General features: G+C 76.7%; 15 protein-coding genes. 14 read left to right on the top strand and 1 reads right to left on the bottom strand.

All coding sequences use genetic code 11. The features are described 5' to 3' along the window. Window positions 1-32 precede the first annotated feature (32 nt). Genes folE through ACI79D_RS03980 form a run of 5 tightly spaced genes read left to right on the top strand, consistent with a single transcriptional unit; the run spans window position 33 to window position 2898 of the window. The gene (folE, locus tag ACI79D_RS03960; RefSeq protein ID WP_456917011.1) at window positions 33-656 is read left to right on the top strand and encodes a GTP cyclohydrolase I FolE; all 624 of its coding nucleotides are present in this window, start codon (window positions 33-35) and stop codon (window positions 654-656) included. Next, on the top strand, window positions 653-1516 hold the full coding sequence (gene folP / locus ACI79D_RS03965; protein WP_456917012.1) for a dihydropteroate synthase: 864 nt from the start codon (window positions 653-655) through the stop codon (window positions 1514-1516). The genes folE and folP overlap by 4 nt, the downstream gene beginning before the upstream one ends. Continuing rightward, complete coding sequence (gene folB / locus ACI79D_RS03970; RefSeq protein ID WP_456917013.1) at window positions 1506-1892, top strand: dihydroneopterin aldolase; 387 nt, start codon at window positions 1506-1508, stop codon at window positions 1890-1892. The genes folP and folB overlap by 11 nt, the downstream gene beginning before the upstream one ends. After that, window positions 1889-2395 (top strand): 2-amino-4-hydroxy-6-hydroxymethyldihydropteridine diphosphokinase, encoded by a 507-nt coding sequence (gene folK / locus ACI79D_RS03975; RefSeq protein ID WP_456917014.1) that lies wholly within the window; start codon window positions 1889-1891, stop codon window positions 2393-2395. Before folB ends, folK begins: the two co-directional genes overlap by 4 nt. A gap of 5 nt (window positions 2396-2400) precedes the next feature. After that, window positions 2401-2898, top strand: a complete 498-nt coding sequence (locus ACI79D_RS03980; RefSeq protein ID WP_456917015.1) for a DUF3180 domain-containing protein — start codon at window positions 2401-2403, stop codon at window positions 2896-2898. On the opposite strand, the gene ACI79D_RS03985 is transcribed toward ACI79D_RS03980, so the two are convergent. Further along, the gene (locus ACI79D_RS03985; RefSeq protein WP_456917016.1) at window positions 2899-4062 is read right to left on the bottom strand and encodes an ABC transporter ATP-binding protein; all 1164 of its coding nucleotides are present in this window, start codon (window positions 4060-4062) and stop codon (window positions 2899-2901) included. Between the two features lie 3 nt (window positions 4063-4065). Between ACI79D_RS03985 and ACI79D_RS03990 the strand changes: the two genes are divergently transcribed. The 9 genes from ACI79D_RS03990 to nadC all read left to right on the top strand — a co-directional run bounded on the left by ACI79D_RS03990 (window position 4066) and on the right by nadC (window position 13072). Then, the gene (locus ACI79D_RS03990) at window positions 4066-4794 is read left to right on the top strand and encodes an ABC transporter permease (protein ID WP_456917017.1); all 729 of its coding nucleotides are present in this window, start codon (window positions 4066-4068) and stop codon (window positions 4792-4794) included. After that, window positions 4791-5522 carry an ABC transporter permease gene (locus ACI79D_RS03995; RefSeq protein ID WP_456917018.1) on the top strand — a complete coding sequence of 244 codons (732 nt, stop codon included), beginning with the start codon at window positions 4791-4793 and terminating at the stop codon, window positions 5520-5522. The genes ACI79D_RS03990 and ACI79D_RS03995 overlap by 4 nt, the downstream gene beginning before the upstream one ends. Before the next feature lie 145 nt (window positions 5523-5667). After that, complete coding sequence (locus tag ACI79D_RS04000) at window positions 5668-6681, top strand: glycine betaine ABC transporter substrate-binding protein (protein ID WP_456917019.1); 1014 nt, start codon at window positions 5668-5670, stop codon at window positions 6679-6681. 110 nt (window positions 6682-6791) lie between these two features. Then, window positions 6792-8033, top strand: coding sequence for a DUF6779 domain-containing protein (locus ACI79D_RS04005; RefSeq protein WP_456917020.1), 1242 nt, complete (start codon window positions 6792-6794; stop codon window positions 8031-8033). A gap of 228 nt (window positions 8034-8261) precedes the next feature. Further along, window positions 8262-9206: a Rossmann-like and DUF2520 domain-containing protein gene (locus ACI79D_RS04010; RefSeq protein ID WP_456917021.1), complete on the top strand. Its 945-nt coding sequence runs from the start codon at window positions 8262-8264 to the stop codon at window positions 9204-9206. Further along, window positions 9203-10081, top strand: a complete 879-nt coding sequence (panC, locus tag ACI79D_RS04015) for a pantoate--beta-alanine ligase (RefSeq protein WP_456917022.1) — start codon at window positions 9203-9205, stop codon at window positions 10079-10081. Before ACI79D_RS04010 ends, panC begins: the two co-directional genes overlap by 4 nt. Before the next feature lie 8 nt (window positions 10082-10089). After that, window positions 10090-10503, top strand: coding sequence for an aspartate 1-decarboxylase (gene panD / locus ACI79D_RS04020; RefSeq protein ID WP_456917023.1), 414 nt, complete (start codon window positions 10090-10092; stop codon window positions 10501-10503). After that, window positions 10500-12173 (top strand): L-aspartate oxidase, encoded by a 1674-nt coding sequence (locus tag ACI79D_RS04025; protein WP_456917024.1) that lies wholly within the window; start codon window positions 10500-10502, stop codon window positions 12171-12173. The genes panD and ACI79D_RS04025 overlap by 4 nt, the downstream gene beginning before the upstream one ends. Continuing rightward, entirely contained in the window at window positions 12170-13072 is a 903-nt protein-coding gene (nadC, locus tag ACI79D_RS04030) for a carboxylating nicotinate-nucleotide diphosphorylase (protein WP_456917025.1), read from the top strand. Before ACI79D_RS04025 ends, nadC begins: the two co-directional genes overlap by 4 nt. Window positions 13073-13074 lie beyond the last annotated feature (2 nt).

Here is a 13074-nt window from a genome sequence, read left to right on the forward strand (position 1 = left end):
GCGCGTCCGACGAGCGCCGGCGAGGAGGCCGCGTGAGTGAGATCCCGGCCGAGCCGGAGGACCAGCTGCTGCCGGCCCCACCGCGCACGGGCATCGACGAGGAGCGGGCCGCGGCCGCCGTCCGCGAGCTGCTCCTCGCGGTGGGGGAGGACCCGGACCGCCCGGGCCTGAAGGACACCCCGGCCCGGGTGGCCCGCGCCTACGCCGAGACCTTCGCCGGGCTGTGGCAGGACCCCGTCGACGTCCTCGCCACCACCTTCGACGAGGACCACGACGAGATGGTCCTGGTCAAGGACATCCCGATGTACTCGACCTGCGAGCACCACCTGGTGCCCTTCCACGGGGTCGCGCACATCGGGTACATCCCCGGCGAGGACGGCCGGGTGACCGGGCTGTCCAAGCTGGCCCGGCTGGTCGAGGTCTACGCCCGCCGCCCGCAGGTGCAGGAGCGGATGACCAGCCAGATCGCCGACGCGCTGGCCGAGGTCCTCAAGCCCCGCGGCGTGCTGGTGGTCATCGAGGCCGAGCACCTGTGCATGGCCATGCGCGGCATCCGCAAGCCCGGCTCCACCACGGTGACCTCCGCCGTCCGCGGGATCTTCCGGGACAACCCGGCGACGCGCAGCGAGGCGATGAGCCTCGTGCTGGGTCGGTGACACCCCTCGAGCTGCCGCGCCCCGGCCACTGCGTGGTCATGGGGGTCCTCAACGTCACGCCGGACTCCTTCTCCGACGGCGGCTGCTTCGCCGACGCCCCGTCGGCGATCGCCCACGGCCTGGCCATGCACGCGGCCGGCGCCGACTACGTCGACGTGGGCGGGGAGTCCACCCGGCCCGGCGCCGACCGGGTCGACGCCGACGAGGAGTGCCGGCGGGTGCTGCCGGTGGTCCGCGAGCTCACCGGCGCGGGCGTGCGGGTCAGCGTCGACACCACCCGCGCCGAGGTGGCCGAGGCGGCGCTGAGCGCCGGGGCGGTGCTGGTGAACGACGTCAGCGGCGGGCTGGCCGACGCCGGCATGGCCCGGCTGGTCGCCGACACAGGCGTCCCGTGGGTGCTCATGCACTGGCGGGGGCACAGCCGCGAGATGTACGCCGCGGCCCGCTACGGCGACGTCGTCACCGAGGTCTGCGCGGAGCTCACCGCCCGCGTGGAGGACGTCGTGGCCGCCGGGGTTGCGCCCGAGCAGCTGGTGCTCGACCCCGGGCTGGGCTTCGCCAAGCGCGCCGAGCACAACTGGGCGCTGCTCGCCGGCCTGGACCGGCTGATCGCCCTCGGGCTGCCGGTGCTCGTCGGTGCCTCGCGCAAGACCTTCCTCGGCCGGCTGCTCGCCGCCCCCGACGGCACGGTGCGCCCCGCGGAGGAGCGCGACGCCGCCACGCTGGCCACCACCGTGCTCGCCGCCGAGGCCGGCGCGTGGGGGGTGCGGGTGCACGACGCGGCCGCCTCGGCCGACGCCGTCCGCACCGTCGCCGCCGTCCAGGCCGCCCGCCGGGAGAGGAAGCCGCATGCCCAGTGACCCCCCGCCCCGCCGTCCCGACCGCATCGCCGTCCGCGGGCTCACCGCCCACGCCCACCACGGGGTCTACGCCTTCGAGCGCGAGCGGGGGCAGACCTTCCGCGTGGACGCCGTCCTCGAGCTCGACACCGCCCCGGCCGCGGCCGGCGACGACCTGGAGAAGACGGTCAACTACGCCGAGCTGGCGCAGGCGCTGCACGCGGTCCTGACCGGGGAGCCGGTCGACCTGCTGGAGACCCTCGCCCAGCGGCTGGCCGACGTTTGCCTCACCGACCCGCTGGTCGACGCCGTCGAGATCACCGTGCACAAGCCCGAGGCCGACCTCGGGGTGGCCTTCGACGACGTCACCGTGAGCATCCGGCGGCAGCGGGCATGAGCCGCGCGGTCCTGTCCCTCGGCGCCAACCTCGGCGACCGGGCCGCCACCCTTCGCGGCGCGATCACCGCGCTCAAGGACGACGGCGTGCTGGTGGCGCGGTCCACCCTGTACGAGACCCCGCCGTGGGGGCCGGTCGAGCAGCCGCCCTACCTCAACGCGGTCGTCGTCGTCCGCGGGCCCCACGACGCGGCCGGGTGGCTGGCGCGCGCCCACGAGCTCGAGCAGGCCGCGGGCCGGACCCGCGAGGTCCGCTGGGGGCCGCGCACCCTCGACGTCGACGTCGTCACGGTCACCGGGGACGACGGGCAGCCGGTGCACTCCGACGACCCCCGGCTGACCCTGCCGCACCCGCGGGCGCACGAGCGGGCCTTCGTGCTCGTCCCGTGGGCCTCGCTGGACCCGACGGCGGTGCTGCCCGGGCACGGTCGGGTGGTCGACCTGGTCGCCGCGCTGCCGCCCGAGGAGGTCGCGGCGGTGGTCCGCTGGGAGCACCTGCATTGAGACCGGTGTCCCGGCGCGACCTCGCCGTCCTGGCCGCCGGTCTGGCGGTGGCGGTCTGGCTGGTGGTGCGCGCCGTGTACGGGTCGCTGCCGGAGTTGCGCTGGTGGCTGCCGGTGCCGATCGGGGTGCTCGCCGTCGCCGAGCTGCTCGGCGCCCGGACGCTGCGCGCCCGGCTGACGGCCCAGCGGGACCGCCGCCCGCCGGCCGAGCGCGGGTACGTCCCGGTGCGGCCGGTGGAACCCATGCTCGTGGCCCGGCTGGCGGTGCTCGCCCAGGCCAGCGCCTACGTCGGCGCCGTGTTCCTCGGCACCTGGGTCGGCCTGCTGCTGTACGTCGTCCCGGCCCTGTCGCGGCTGCAGGCCGCGGGCGGGGACGCCGTCGCGGGCCTCATCGGCGTCGTGTGCTCGGGCGCGCTGGTCGGCGCCGCGCTGTGGCTGGAGTCGGTCTGCCGCATCCCGCCGTCCTCGGAGGACGACGAACCGCAGCTCGACGCGCGGGGGTAGTCAGCCGCGGACCGACGTCCGCAGCGCCGCGTGCAGCGACCCCGGGGTGAGCACGCCGAGGTAGCGGTCGCCGTCCACCACCGCCACCCAGCCGGCGTCGGACTGCAGCAGGCTGGCCAGCGCCGTCCGCAGCGAGGCGTCCGCGGGGACGGCCCCGTCGCTGCGGACGACGGCGGAGCCCACCGTCCCGGCGCCGGCGGCCCGCGCGGACGGCAGCGAGCCCACCGCCCGGCCGGAGCCGTCCAGCACCACGGCCCAGTCGGAGCCGGCGCGGTCCAGCGCGACGCCCACGTCGGCCAGGCCGTCGCCGAGGCCCACCGTCGGCGGCTGCTCCAGCGCGGCCGGGTCGATGGGGGTGACCGCCAGCCGCTTGAGGGCGCGGTCGCCGCCGACGAAGTCGGCCACCACCTGGTTGGCCGGCCGCCCCAGCAGCTCGGCCGGCGGCGCGAACTGCTCGACGTGCCCGCCGGTGCTCATCACGGCGATGCGGTCGCCGAGCCGGACCGCCTCCTCGATGTCGTGGGTGACGAAGACGATCGTCTTGCGCACCGTCTCCTGCAGCCGGAGGAACTCCGCCTGCAGCCGCTCGCGCACCACGGGGTCGACGGCCGAGAACGGCTCGTCCATCAGCAGGACGGCGGGGTCGGCGGCCAGCGCCCGGGCCACGCCGGCCCGCTGCCGCTGGCCCCCGGAGAGCTGGGCGGGGTAGCGGTCCCCGTGGACGGCGGGGTCGAGGCCGACCGTCGCGAGCAGCTCGTCGACCCGGGCCCGGATGCGCCCGCGGTCCCACCCGAGCAGCCGCGGCACGGTCGCGACGTTGGTGCGCACGGTCTGGTGCGGGAAGAGGCCCACGCTCTGGATGACGTACCCGATCCGGCGGCGCAGCCGGTCGGCGTCCACCCGGGTGACGTCCTCGCCGCCGAGCAGGATGCGGCCGGTGGTCGGCTCGATGATCCGGTTGATCATCTTCATCGTCGTCGTCTTGCCGCAGCCCGACGGGCCGACCAGCACCGACAGCTCCCCGGCGGCGAAGGTCAGGTCCAGCTCAGCGACGCCGACGGTGCCGTCCGGGTAGACCTTGCTGACGCCCTCGAGCCGGATCTCCTGGGCGCCGCCCTCCCCGGCCGTGTCCGTCGGCGAGGCGGCGGTGGCAGTAGCGTCCACGACGTGGCCTTCCTGGGTGCGCACCCGCTGCTGGGTGCGGCGAGCGACCTGGTGGTGCTCGCGGCGGACGAGGCGCCGAACCCCTGGTTCAGCCCGTCGTACGTGACCGACAACTGGGACACCATTGTGGGCTACCTGGGTCAGCACGTCAGGCTCACGGTGGGCGCGGTCCTGCTCGGGGCGCTGGTCGCGCTGCCGCTGGCGTTGCTGGCCCGGCGCTCGCGGCTGCTGTCGGGGCCGGTGCTGGGCCTGTCGACGGTGATCTACACGATCCCCTCGCTGGCGATGTTCGCCTTCCTGGCGCCGTTCACCGGGCCGCTGTCGGCCACCACCGTGCTGCTCGGGCTCACCCTCTACACGCTGGTGATCCTGGTCCGGAACTTCCTCGTCGGCCTGCAGGGGGTGCCCGCCGACGTCCGCGAGGCCGCGCGCGGGATGGGCTACGGCCCGGCGCGGCTGTTCTGGCAGGTCGACCTGCCGCTGGCGCTGCCGACCTTCATGGCCGGCCTGCGGATCGCCACCGTCTCCACCGTCGCCCTGGTCACCGTCGGCGTCATCACGGGCAACGGCGGGCTCGGGCAGCTGATCGTGGGCGGGTTCAACGCGAACTTCTACCGGGCCGAGATCGTGACCGGCGCCGTCGGCTGCGTGCTGTTGGCGCTGGTCGCCGACGTGCTGCTGGCCGGCGTCGAGCGGCTGCTCACGCCCTGGACGCGGGCGGCCCGGGCGTGAACGCGTTCGGCGACGCGCTCGTCTACCTCAACGACCCGTTCAACTGGACCCGGTCCGGCGGCATCCTCGACCTGCTCGCCGAGCACCTGACCGTCTCCGCCGCCGCGGTGCTGCTCGCCGCCGTCCTCGCCATCCCGGCCGGGGTCGCGCTGGGCCGCAGCGGCCGCGGCGCCGGCGGGATCGTCGTCCTGTCCAACGTCAGCCGCGCGGTGCCGACCCTGGCCCTGCTCACGGTCTTCGCGGTGACGCCGATCGGCTTCAGCGACACCGCCACGGTCCTGGCGCTCGCCGTCTTCGCCGTCCCGCCGATGCTCACCAACACCTTCGTCGGGTTCCGCGAGGTCGACCGCGACGTGCGCGAGGCGGCGCGGGCGATGGGCATGAGCCGCCGCCAGCTGCTGTCCCGCGTCGACCTGCCCCTGGCGCTGCCCCTGGTCATGACCGGCGTCCGGACGGCGGCGGTGCAGGTGGTCGCCACCGCGACCCTCGCCGCCCTCGTCGGCGGCGGTGGACTGGGCCGGATCATCAACCTCGGGTTCGGTCAGCAGGACCTCGGCCAGATCCTCGCCGGGGCCCTCCTCGTGGCCGGGCTCGCGCTGCTCACCGAGCTGGTGCTGGTGCTGGTGTCGTGGGCGGTCACCCCGGGCCCGCGCCGGCTGCCCTTCCGCGCGGGACGGCGCGAGCCCTCCGGGACCCCGGAGCCCACCGCGTCGGGCGTCCCCCTCTGAGGCGTCGGTAACAACCGCGCAACACCTCTCCGCCGGGGTTGGCCTGCGACCTGGCCAGGCGGTTGCATGACCGGCGCGGGACTCCTCCCGCCAGACACGCGTCGCGGCCGCCCCCCGGCCGCACGGGACACAGAAGGCGGGCACCATGCGCAGCCGTACCCGGATCGTCCCTCCTCTCGCGCTGGCCGCGGTGCTGCTCACCGCGACGGCCTGCGGCGAGTCCGGCTCGTCGGGGACCGGCGGCGGCCAGACCACCGGGGCCACCGCGGCCGGGGACGCGTGCGCCCCCGTGGCCGGCGAGCAGCTGGTCGTGCTCGAGGACGACCAGCAGCTGCAGAACGCCGACAACGTCGTCCCGGCGGTCAACTCCGCCACCGCCCAGGCGAACCCGGCGCTGGTCCCGGCGCTGGACGCGGTCTCGGCGGCGCTGACCACCGACGCGCTCATCGAGCTCAACGCCGCGGTCGACATCGACCGGCAGAGCGCCGAGGACGTCGCCGCGGCCTGGGTGCAGGACAACGTCGACGCCGCGTCGCTGGAGCAGGGCAGCGGCGCCATCGCGGTCGGTGGCGGCAACTTCACCGAGTCGACCGTGCTGGCCAACGTCTACGCCGACGTGCTCGACGCCGCGGGCTTCGACGCCTCCGTCCGGGAGGTCGGCAACCGCGAGCTGTACCTGCCGGCCCTCATCTCCGGCTCGGACATCCAGGTCTTCCCCGAGTACCTGTCGACGGTCACCGAGTTCCTCAACCGCCAGGTCAACGGCCCCGAGGCGCAGCCGGTCGCCAGCGGGGACGTGCAGGCGACGGTCACCGCACTGCAGCCGCTGGCCGAGCAGGTCGGCCTGGTGTTCGGCGAGCCCTCGGAGGCCGCCGACCAGAACGCCTTCGCGGTCACCCAGGCCTTCGCCGACCAGGTGGGAGTCGCGACGCTGTCGGAGCTGGCGGACGCCTGCGGGGACGGCTCCCTGGTGCTCGGCGGCCCGGCGGAGTGCCCGGACCGGCCGTTCTGCCAGCCGGGCCTGGAGGAGACCTACGGGCTGCAGTTCGCCGAGTTCCGCGAGCTGGACCCGGGCGGCCCGCTGACCAAGGCCGCGATCCAGCAGGGTGAGGTCTCGATCGGCCTGGTCTTCAGCTCCGACGGGGCGCTCGCCCAGTAGAAGGACCCCGTCCTCCCCACCCTTCGCAGGCTCAGGGCGGGACCCGAGACGGGGCCGCCGGGCCGTTTCGGCACGTCACCGGGGGCTCTCCCACCGTTACCCTGGACGCCATGCGGGGGGACCGGGACGACGTGGCCACGCAGCGCTCCGGGCCCCGCTCCCGCACCGTCCGGCGCGGCTCCGAGGCGGTCCCCCCGGGAGTGCGGACCGCCGGCCTGGCGGTGGGGGGCGTCCTCGCCGTCGCCGCCACCGTCGTCGTGTTCGTCACCGACGACCCGCAGGTGCTCCGGCTCGCGGTGATCGGCGCGGCCTGGGCGTTCGTGCTCGCCGCGCTGGTGACCGCCCGGCGGGGCGGCGCGGTCGCCGACGGGGGCGACGTCGCGGCGGTCGAGCGGGAGGCGGCCGAGCGGGAGGCCGAGCTGCGGCTGGCCTACGAGCTGGAGCTGGAGCGGGAGGTCGCCGCCCGGCGCGAGCTCGAGCTGCGCGTGGAGAACGACGTCCGGCGCGAGACCGAGCAGGCGGTGCGCGCCGACCTCGCGGCGCTGCGCGGCGAGCTGGCCGGTGTCGCGGAGCTGCGCCGGGACGTGGCGCGGGTGGCCGAGCTGCGCTCCGACGTGGCCGGGCTGTCGGAGCTGCGTCGCGACGTCGCCCGGCTCGCCGAGCTGCGGACCGGCCTGGACCGGCTCGCCGACCTGCGGGGGGACCTGGCGCAGCTGGCCGACCTGCGCGCCGACGTCGGGCGCCTGCGTACGGAGCTCACCGAGCAGCTGTCCGGCGAGATGCTCGTCGAGCGGATCATGCTGCGCACCCAGTCCATCCGGACCGCTCCCGCGACGACCGAGGCGCCCGCTGCCGGCACCATCGACGCCGGCTGGGCCGACCCGGCCCTGGAGCTGACCGCCGCCCGGCCGGGGATCCGGCTGGAGGACCTCACCGGTGGGGGAGCGACCCGGCAGTTCGCCGAGGTGCGCGTCGAGACGCCGGCGCCGCAGCGCCCGGCCCCGGCGGCGTCGGTGGCCCCGCCGCCCCTGCCGCCGCTGGACTGGCTGGCCGAGCGGTCCCTGGTGGAGCCCACCGAGGCGGCCTCGGCCCGGCACTCGCGGCACTCCGCCGCCGAGCCGCGCCGGCGGCACACCGACGACCCGCACCGGCCGGTGGCTCCCGGCGAGCAGCCGACCGAGCAACGCCCCGCCGTCGGCCGGGACCCCGTCCCCGGGGCCGACCACGGGTCCTCGCGCCTGGCGGAGATCCTCGCCGCGAACGGGGCCGGCGCGTCCGGTGGCCGGCGGCGGCGCCGCTACCGGGACGACGACGAGCCCGACGACGTCCTGGACCGCGTGCTCGGGCGCTGACACCGGCAGCCGGCGCCGGGGTGACCCAGTCCACAGCCCCCAGCCGTTGCACCTGCTGCCTGCCGGTCACACACTCGCCATCGGCGCTCAACCCGCGTGACACACCCTGGCCGCAGCGGGGCCCGCGCCGGCACCACCGCACGACCTGCACGCCCTGACGGTCGTCGACGAGGACGGCCGCGAACCCGAGTCCGGTACCCGCGAGGGACTGGAACGAGAGGTGCACCGATGCCTGCTGCCCGCAGGACCCTCCGCGCTGCCGGCCTCCTGCCCGCCGACACCGCTCCCGCCCGGCTCCGCGTGGGCGTCGTCGGCGCCGGACGCGTCGGCGCCGTCCTGGGCGCCGCCCTCGCTGCCGCCGGCCACGACGTGGTCGCCGCCGCCGGCCTCTCCACCGCCTCCGCCGAGCGCGCCGGGCGCCTGCTGCCGGGCACGCCGCTGCTCCCCACCGACGAGGTGGTCGCCGCCGCCGACCTGGTCGTCCTCGCCGTTCCCGACGACACCCTCGCCGGCCTGGTCGCGGGCCTGGCCGAGACCGGGGTGTGGCGCGCCGGCCAGCTCACCTTCCACACCTCCGGGGCGCACGGCCTCGCGGTGCTCGCCCCGGCCGCACGGGCCGGCGTCCTGCCCCTGGCCCTGCACCCGGCCATGACCTTCACGGGCGCGCCCGAGGACGCCGACCGGCTGGCCGGCGCGCCGTTCGCGGTCACCAGCGCCCCGGAGCACCGGCCGGTCGCCGAGACGCTGGTGCTCGAGATGGGCGGCGAGCCGTTCTTCGTCGCCGAGGCCGACCGGCGGCTCTACCACGCCGCGCTCGTGACGGGCGCCAACCACCTGGTCACGCTGGTCGCCGAGGCCGCGGACCTGCTGCGGAGCGCGGGGGTCGGCGAACCGGCACGGGTGCTGGCCCCGCTGCTCACCGCGGCGCTGGACAACGGGCTGCGGCGCGGCGACAAGGGGCTCACCGGCCCGGTCAGCCGCGGCGACGTCGGCACCGTCCACGACCACCTGGAGACCCTCACCGAGCGGGCCCCGGAGTCGGTCGCCGCCTACGTCGCGATGGCCCAGCGGACCACCGAGCGAGCCCTGGCCGCGGGGCGGCTCAAGCGCCACGAGGGCGCGCCGCTGCTCGACCTGCTGTACGAGGCCGCCGACACGGCGGGCTCTCGGTGAGCGCCCCCACCACCCCGGCCGTCGCGGAGACCACCGCGGACCTGGCCCGGCTCCGGGCGCACCTGTCCGGCCCGGTCGCCCTCGTCCCGACGATGGGCGCCCTGCACGAGGGGCACCGCACCCTGGTCCGGGCCGCCCGCGAGCGCGGCGGTTCCGTGGTCGTCTCGGTCTTCGTCAACCCGACCCAGTTCGGCCCGGGCGAGGACTTCGACCGCTACCCCCGCACCTGGGACGCCGACCTCGCGGCGCTGGCCGAGGAGGGCGCCGACGTCGTCTTCCACCCGCCGGTCGAGGAGGTCTACCCGTCCGGCGCGGTCGGGGTCACCGTGCACCCGGGGCCGCTGGGCGACGTCCTCGAGGGCGCCGTCCGGCCCGGGCACTTCGCCGGCGTCCTCACCGTCGTCGCCAAGCTGTTCGGCCTGGTCCGCCCCGACGTCGCCTACTTCGGCGAGAAGGACTACCAGCAGCTGGTGCTCATCCGCGCCATGGCCCGCGAGCTCGTCCTCGGCCCCGACGTGGTCGGCGTCCCCACCGTCCGCGAGGACGACGGCATGGCGCTGTCCTCCCGCAACCGCTACCTCTCCCCGGAACAGCGCGCCACCGCCGCGGCGTTGTCCCGGGCGCTCCGCGCGGGTGCCGCCGCCGGCCCGCGGGGCGCGGAGGCGGTCCTGGCCGCGGCGCGGGAGGTGCTGGCCGGTGCTCCCGAGCTGGTCCCCGACTACCTCGCGCTCACCGACCCCGACCTCGGCCCGGCCCCGGCCGCGGGGCCCGCCCGGCTGCTGGTCGCCGCCCGCGCCGGGAGCACCCGCCTGATCGACAACACCCCGCTGCACCTCAGCTCGCCCACCCTCCAGCCCCCGGGAGCCTCCCGATGATGCGCACGATGCTCAAATCCAAGATCCACCGGGCGACGGTCACCCAGGCCGACCTGCACTACGTGGGCTCGGTGACCATCGACGAGGACCTCCTCGACGCGGCCGACCTGCTGCCCGGCGAGCAGGTCGCGATCGTCGACGTCACCAACGGCGCCCGGCTGGAGACCTACGTCATCCCCGGCGAGCGGGGCAGCGGGGTGATCGGGATCAACGGCGCCGCCGCGCACCTGGTGCACCCCGGCGACCTGGTCATCATGATCAGCTACGGGATGATGGACGAGACCGAGGCCGAGAGCCACATCCCCAGGGTCGTGCACGTCGACGGCGCCAACCGCATCGTCGAGCTCGGCGGCGACCCCTCGGCCCCGGTCCCCGGCGCGACCGACCAGCAGCGCAGCGACCGCGGCGTCCCGGTTCGGTGACGGCACCGGCGACCGACACCGTCACCGGGCTCCCGCTGCGCCTGTCGGCGCCGGCGCCCGGCTGGGAGCTCACCGCCGACGTGTGCGTCGTGGGCTCCGGCGTCGCCGGGCTGTGCGTCGCGCTGCACGCGCGGGCGGCCGGGCTGTCGGTCGCCGTGGTCACCAAGGTCCGGGCGGACGCCGGGTCCACGCGCTGGGCACAAGGCGGCATCGCCGCCGTCCTGGACCCCGCCGACAGCCCCGAGGCACACGCCCGCGACACCGAGGTGGCCGGCGTGGGGCTGTGCGAGCCCGACGCGGTGTCGGTCCTGGTCTCCGAGGGGCCGCAGCGGCTGCGCCAGCTCATGGACTGGGGGGCCGCCTTCGACCGCGACCCCGCCGGCCGGCTGCTGCTCACCCGCGAGGGCGGGCACTCCGCCGACCGGATCGTGCACGCCGGCGGCGACGCCACCGGCTCGGAGGTGCAGCGCGCCCTCCAGGACGCCGTCCGCGCCGACCCGGGCGTGACGCTGGTCGAGCACGCGATGGTCCTCGACCTGCTCACCGACGCCGAGGGCCGGGCGGCGGGCGTGACCCTGCACGTGCTCGGTGAGGGCAGCGCGGACGGCGTCGGCGCGGTGCGCGCCCGCGCGGTCGTGCTGGCCACCGGCGGCATGGGGCAGGTCTACGCCGCCACCACCAACCCCTCGGTCTCCACCGGTGACGGCGTGGCCCTGGGCCTGCGGGCCGGCGCGGTCGCCACCGACCTGGAGTTCGTCCAGTTCCACCCGACCTCGCTCTACCTCGGGCCCGGTGCCCGCGGCCAGCAGCCCCTGGTCAGCGAGGCGCTGCGCGGCGAGGGCGCGGTCCTGCGCGACGGGTCGGGGGAGCGGTTCATGGTGGGGGTGCACCCGCTGGCCGAGCTCGCCCCGCGCGACGTCGTCGCCAAGGCGATCACCGCGGTGCAGCTGCGCGACGGCGTCCCCCACGTCTGGCTGGACGCCCGCGGGGTGCCCGACGTCGCCGCGCGCTTCCCGACCATCACCGCCAGCTGCCGCGCCGCCGGCGTCGACCCGGTCACCGACCTGGTCCCGGTGACCCCCGCGGCGCACTACGCCTCCGGTGGCCTGGTCACCGACCTCGCCGGCCGGACGACGGTGCCCGGGCTCTACGCCTGCGGGGAGGTCGCCTGTACCGGCGTCCACGGTGCCAACCGGCTGGCCTCCAACTCGCTGCTCGAGGGCCTGGTGTTCGCCGCCCGGATCGGGGCCGAGCTGGCCGGGCGGCTGCCCGCGCCCTCGCCGGGGCGGGTCCCCGAGGCCGCGCCGTCCGGGCTGCTGGACCCGGCCGGGCGCCGGGCGGTGACCGACACGATGTCCGCCCGGGTCGGGGCCCTGCGCAACGGATCCGGACTCGCCGAGGCGGTCGGCCGGCTTGCCGCGCTGGCCGCCGGGCTGGGCGGGGTCGCCCCCGGTGTGGAGGGCTGGGAGGCCACCGACCTGCTGACCGTCGCCTGCGCCCTCACCGCCGCGGCCGCGGCCCGCGAGGAGACCCGCGGGTGCCACTGGCGGGAGGACCACCCCGAGACCGAGGAGGAGTGGCGCGTGCACCTCGACGTCCGCCTGGACCCGTCCGGCCGCCTGACGGTGACCCGCCGCCCGGTCGGCACCCCGGTGGTGCAGCCGTGGTGAACGACCCCCGGGACCTGAGCGGCACGGGGCTGACCGAGGCGTGGGTCGACGAGCTGGTCGAGCGCACCCTCGCCGAGGACCTCACCGGCGGCGCGCCGCTGCCCGCCGCCCCCGACCTCGCGGTGACCCACGACGTCACCAGTGCCGCGACCGTCCCCGCCGGCCAGCTCGGGACCGCCGACCTGGTGGCCCGCGCCGACGGCGTGGTCGCCGGCCTGCCGGTCGCCGCCCGGGTCTTCACCCGGCTCGCGCCCGGCGCCACCCTCACCGCGGGCGCGTCCGACGGCGACCGCGTGAGCCGCGGCGACGTGCTGCTGACGGTCCGCGGACCGGTGCGGGCGTTGCTGGCCGCCGAGCGCAGCGCCCTGAACATCGCCAGCCGGGCCAGCGGCATCGCCACGCTCACCCGCCGGTGGGTCGACGCCGTCGAGGGCACCGGCGCGGTCGTCCTGGACACCCGCAAGACCACGCCGGGGCTGCGGCCGCTGGAGAAGTACGCGGTGCGCTGCGGCGGCGGGTCGAACAAGCGGATGGGCCTCTACGACGTGGCGATGGTCAAGGACAACCACGTCGCCGCGGCCGGGTCGGTGGCCGCCGCCGTCGCCGCGGTCCGCGAGCGCGCCCCGGGCGTGACCGTGCAGGTCGAGGTGGACGAGCCGGCGCAGGCCGTCGAGGCGGTCGAGGCCGGCGCCGACTTCCTGCTCTGCGACAACATGGCGCCGGCCGCGCTGCGCGAGGTCGTCGCGCTCGTGGGCGGCCGCGCGGAGCTGGAGGCCACCGGCGGGCTCACCCTCGACGTGGCCCGGGAGGTGGCCGAGACCGGCGTCGACTACCTGTCGGTCGGCGGGCTCACCCACTCCGCGCCGATCCTCGACCTCGCGCTCGACCTGCGGGCCTGACC

This window comes from Geodermatophilus sp. SYSU D00708 (assembly GCF_054050115.1).

Excerpts from the sequence above, each read along its gene's own strand:
- ACI79D_RS04010 (WP_456917021.1), top strand. The coding sequence starts at position 8,262 with ATGCCTGCTGCCCGCAGGACCCTCCGCGCTGCCGGCCTCCTGCCCGCC.
- folK (WP_456917014.1), top strand. The coding sequence starts at position 1,889 with ATGAGCCGCGCGGTCCTGTCCCTCGGCGCCAACCTCGGCGACCGGGCC.
- ACI79D_RS04000 (WP_456917019.1), top strand. The coding sequence starts at position 5,668 with ATGCGCAGCCGTACCCGGATCGTCCCTCCTCTCGCGCTGGCCGCGGTG.
- panD (WP_456917023.1), top strand. The coding sequence starts at position 10,090 with ATGCTCAAATCCAAGATCCACCGGGCGACGGTCACCCAGGCCGACCTG.
- folB (WP_456917013.1), top strand. The coding sequence starts at position 1,506 with ATGCCCAGTGACCCCCCGCCCCGCCGTCCCGACCGCATCGCCGTCCGC.
- ACI79D_RS04005 (WP_456917020.1), top strand. The coding sequence starts at position 6,792 with ATGCGGGGGGACCGGGACGACGTGGCCACGCAGCGCTCCGGGCCCCGC.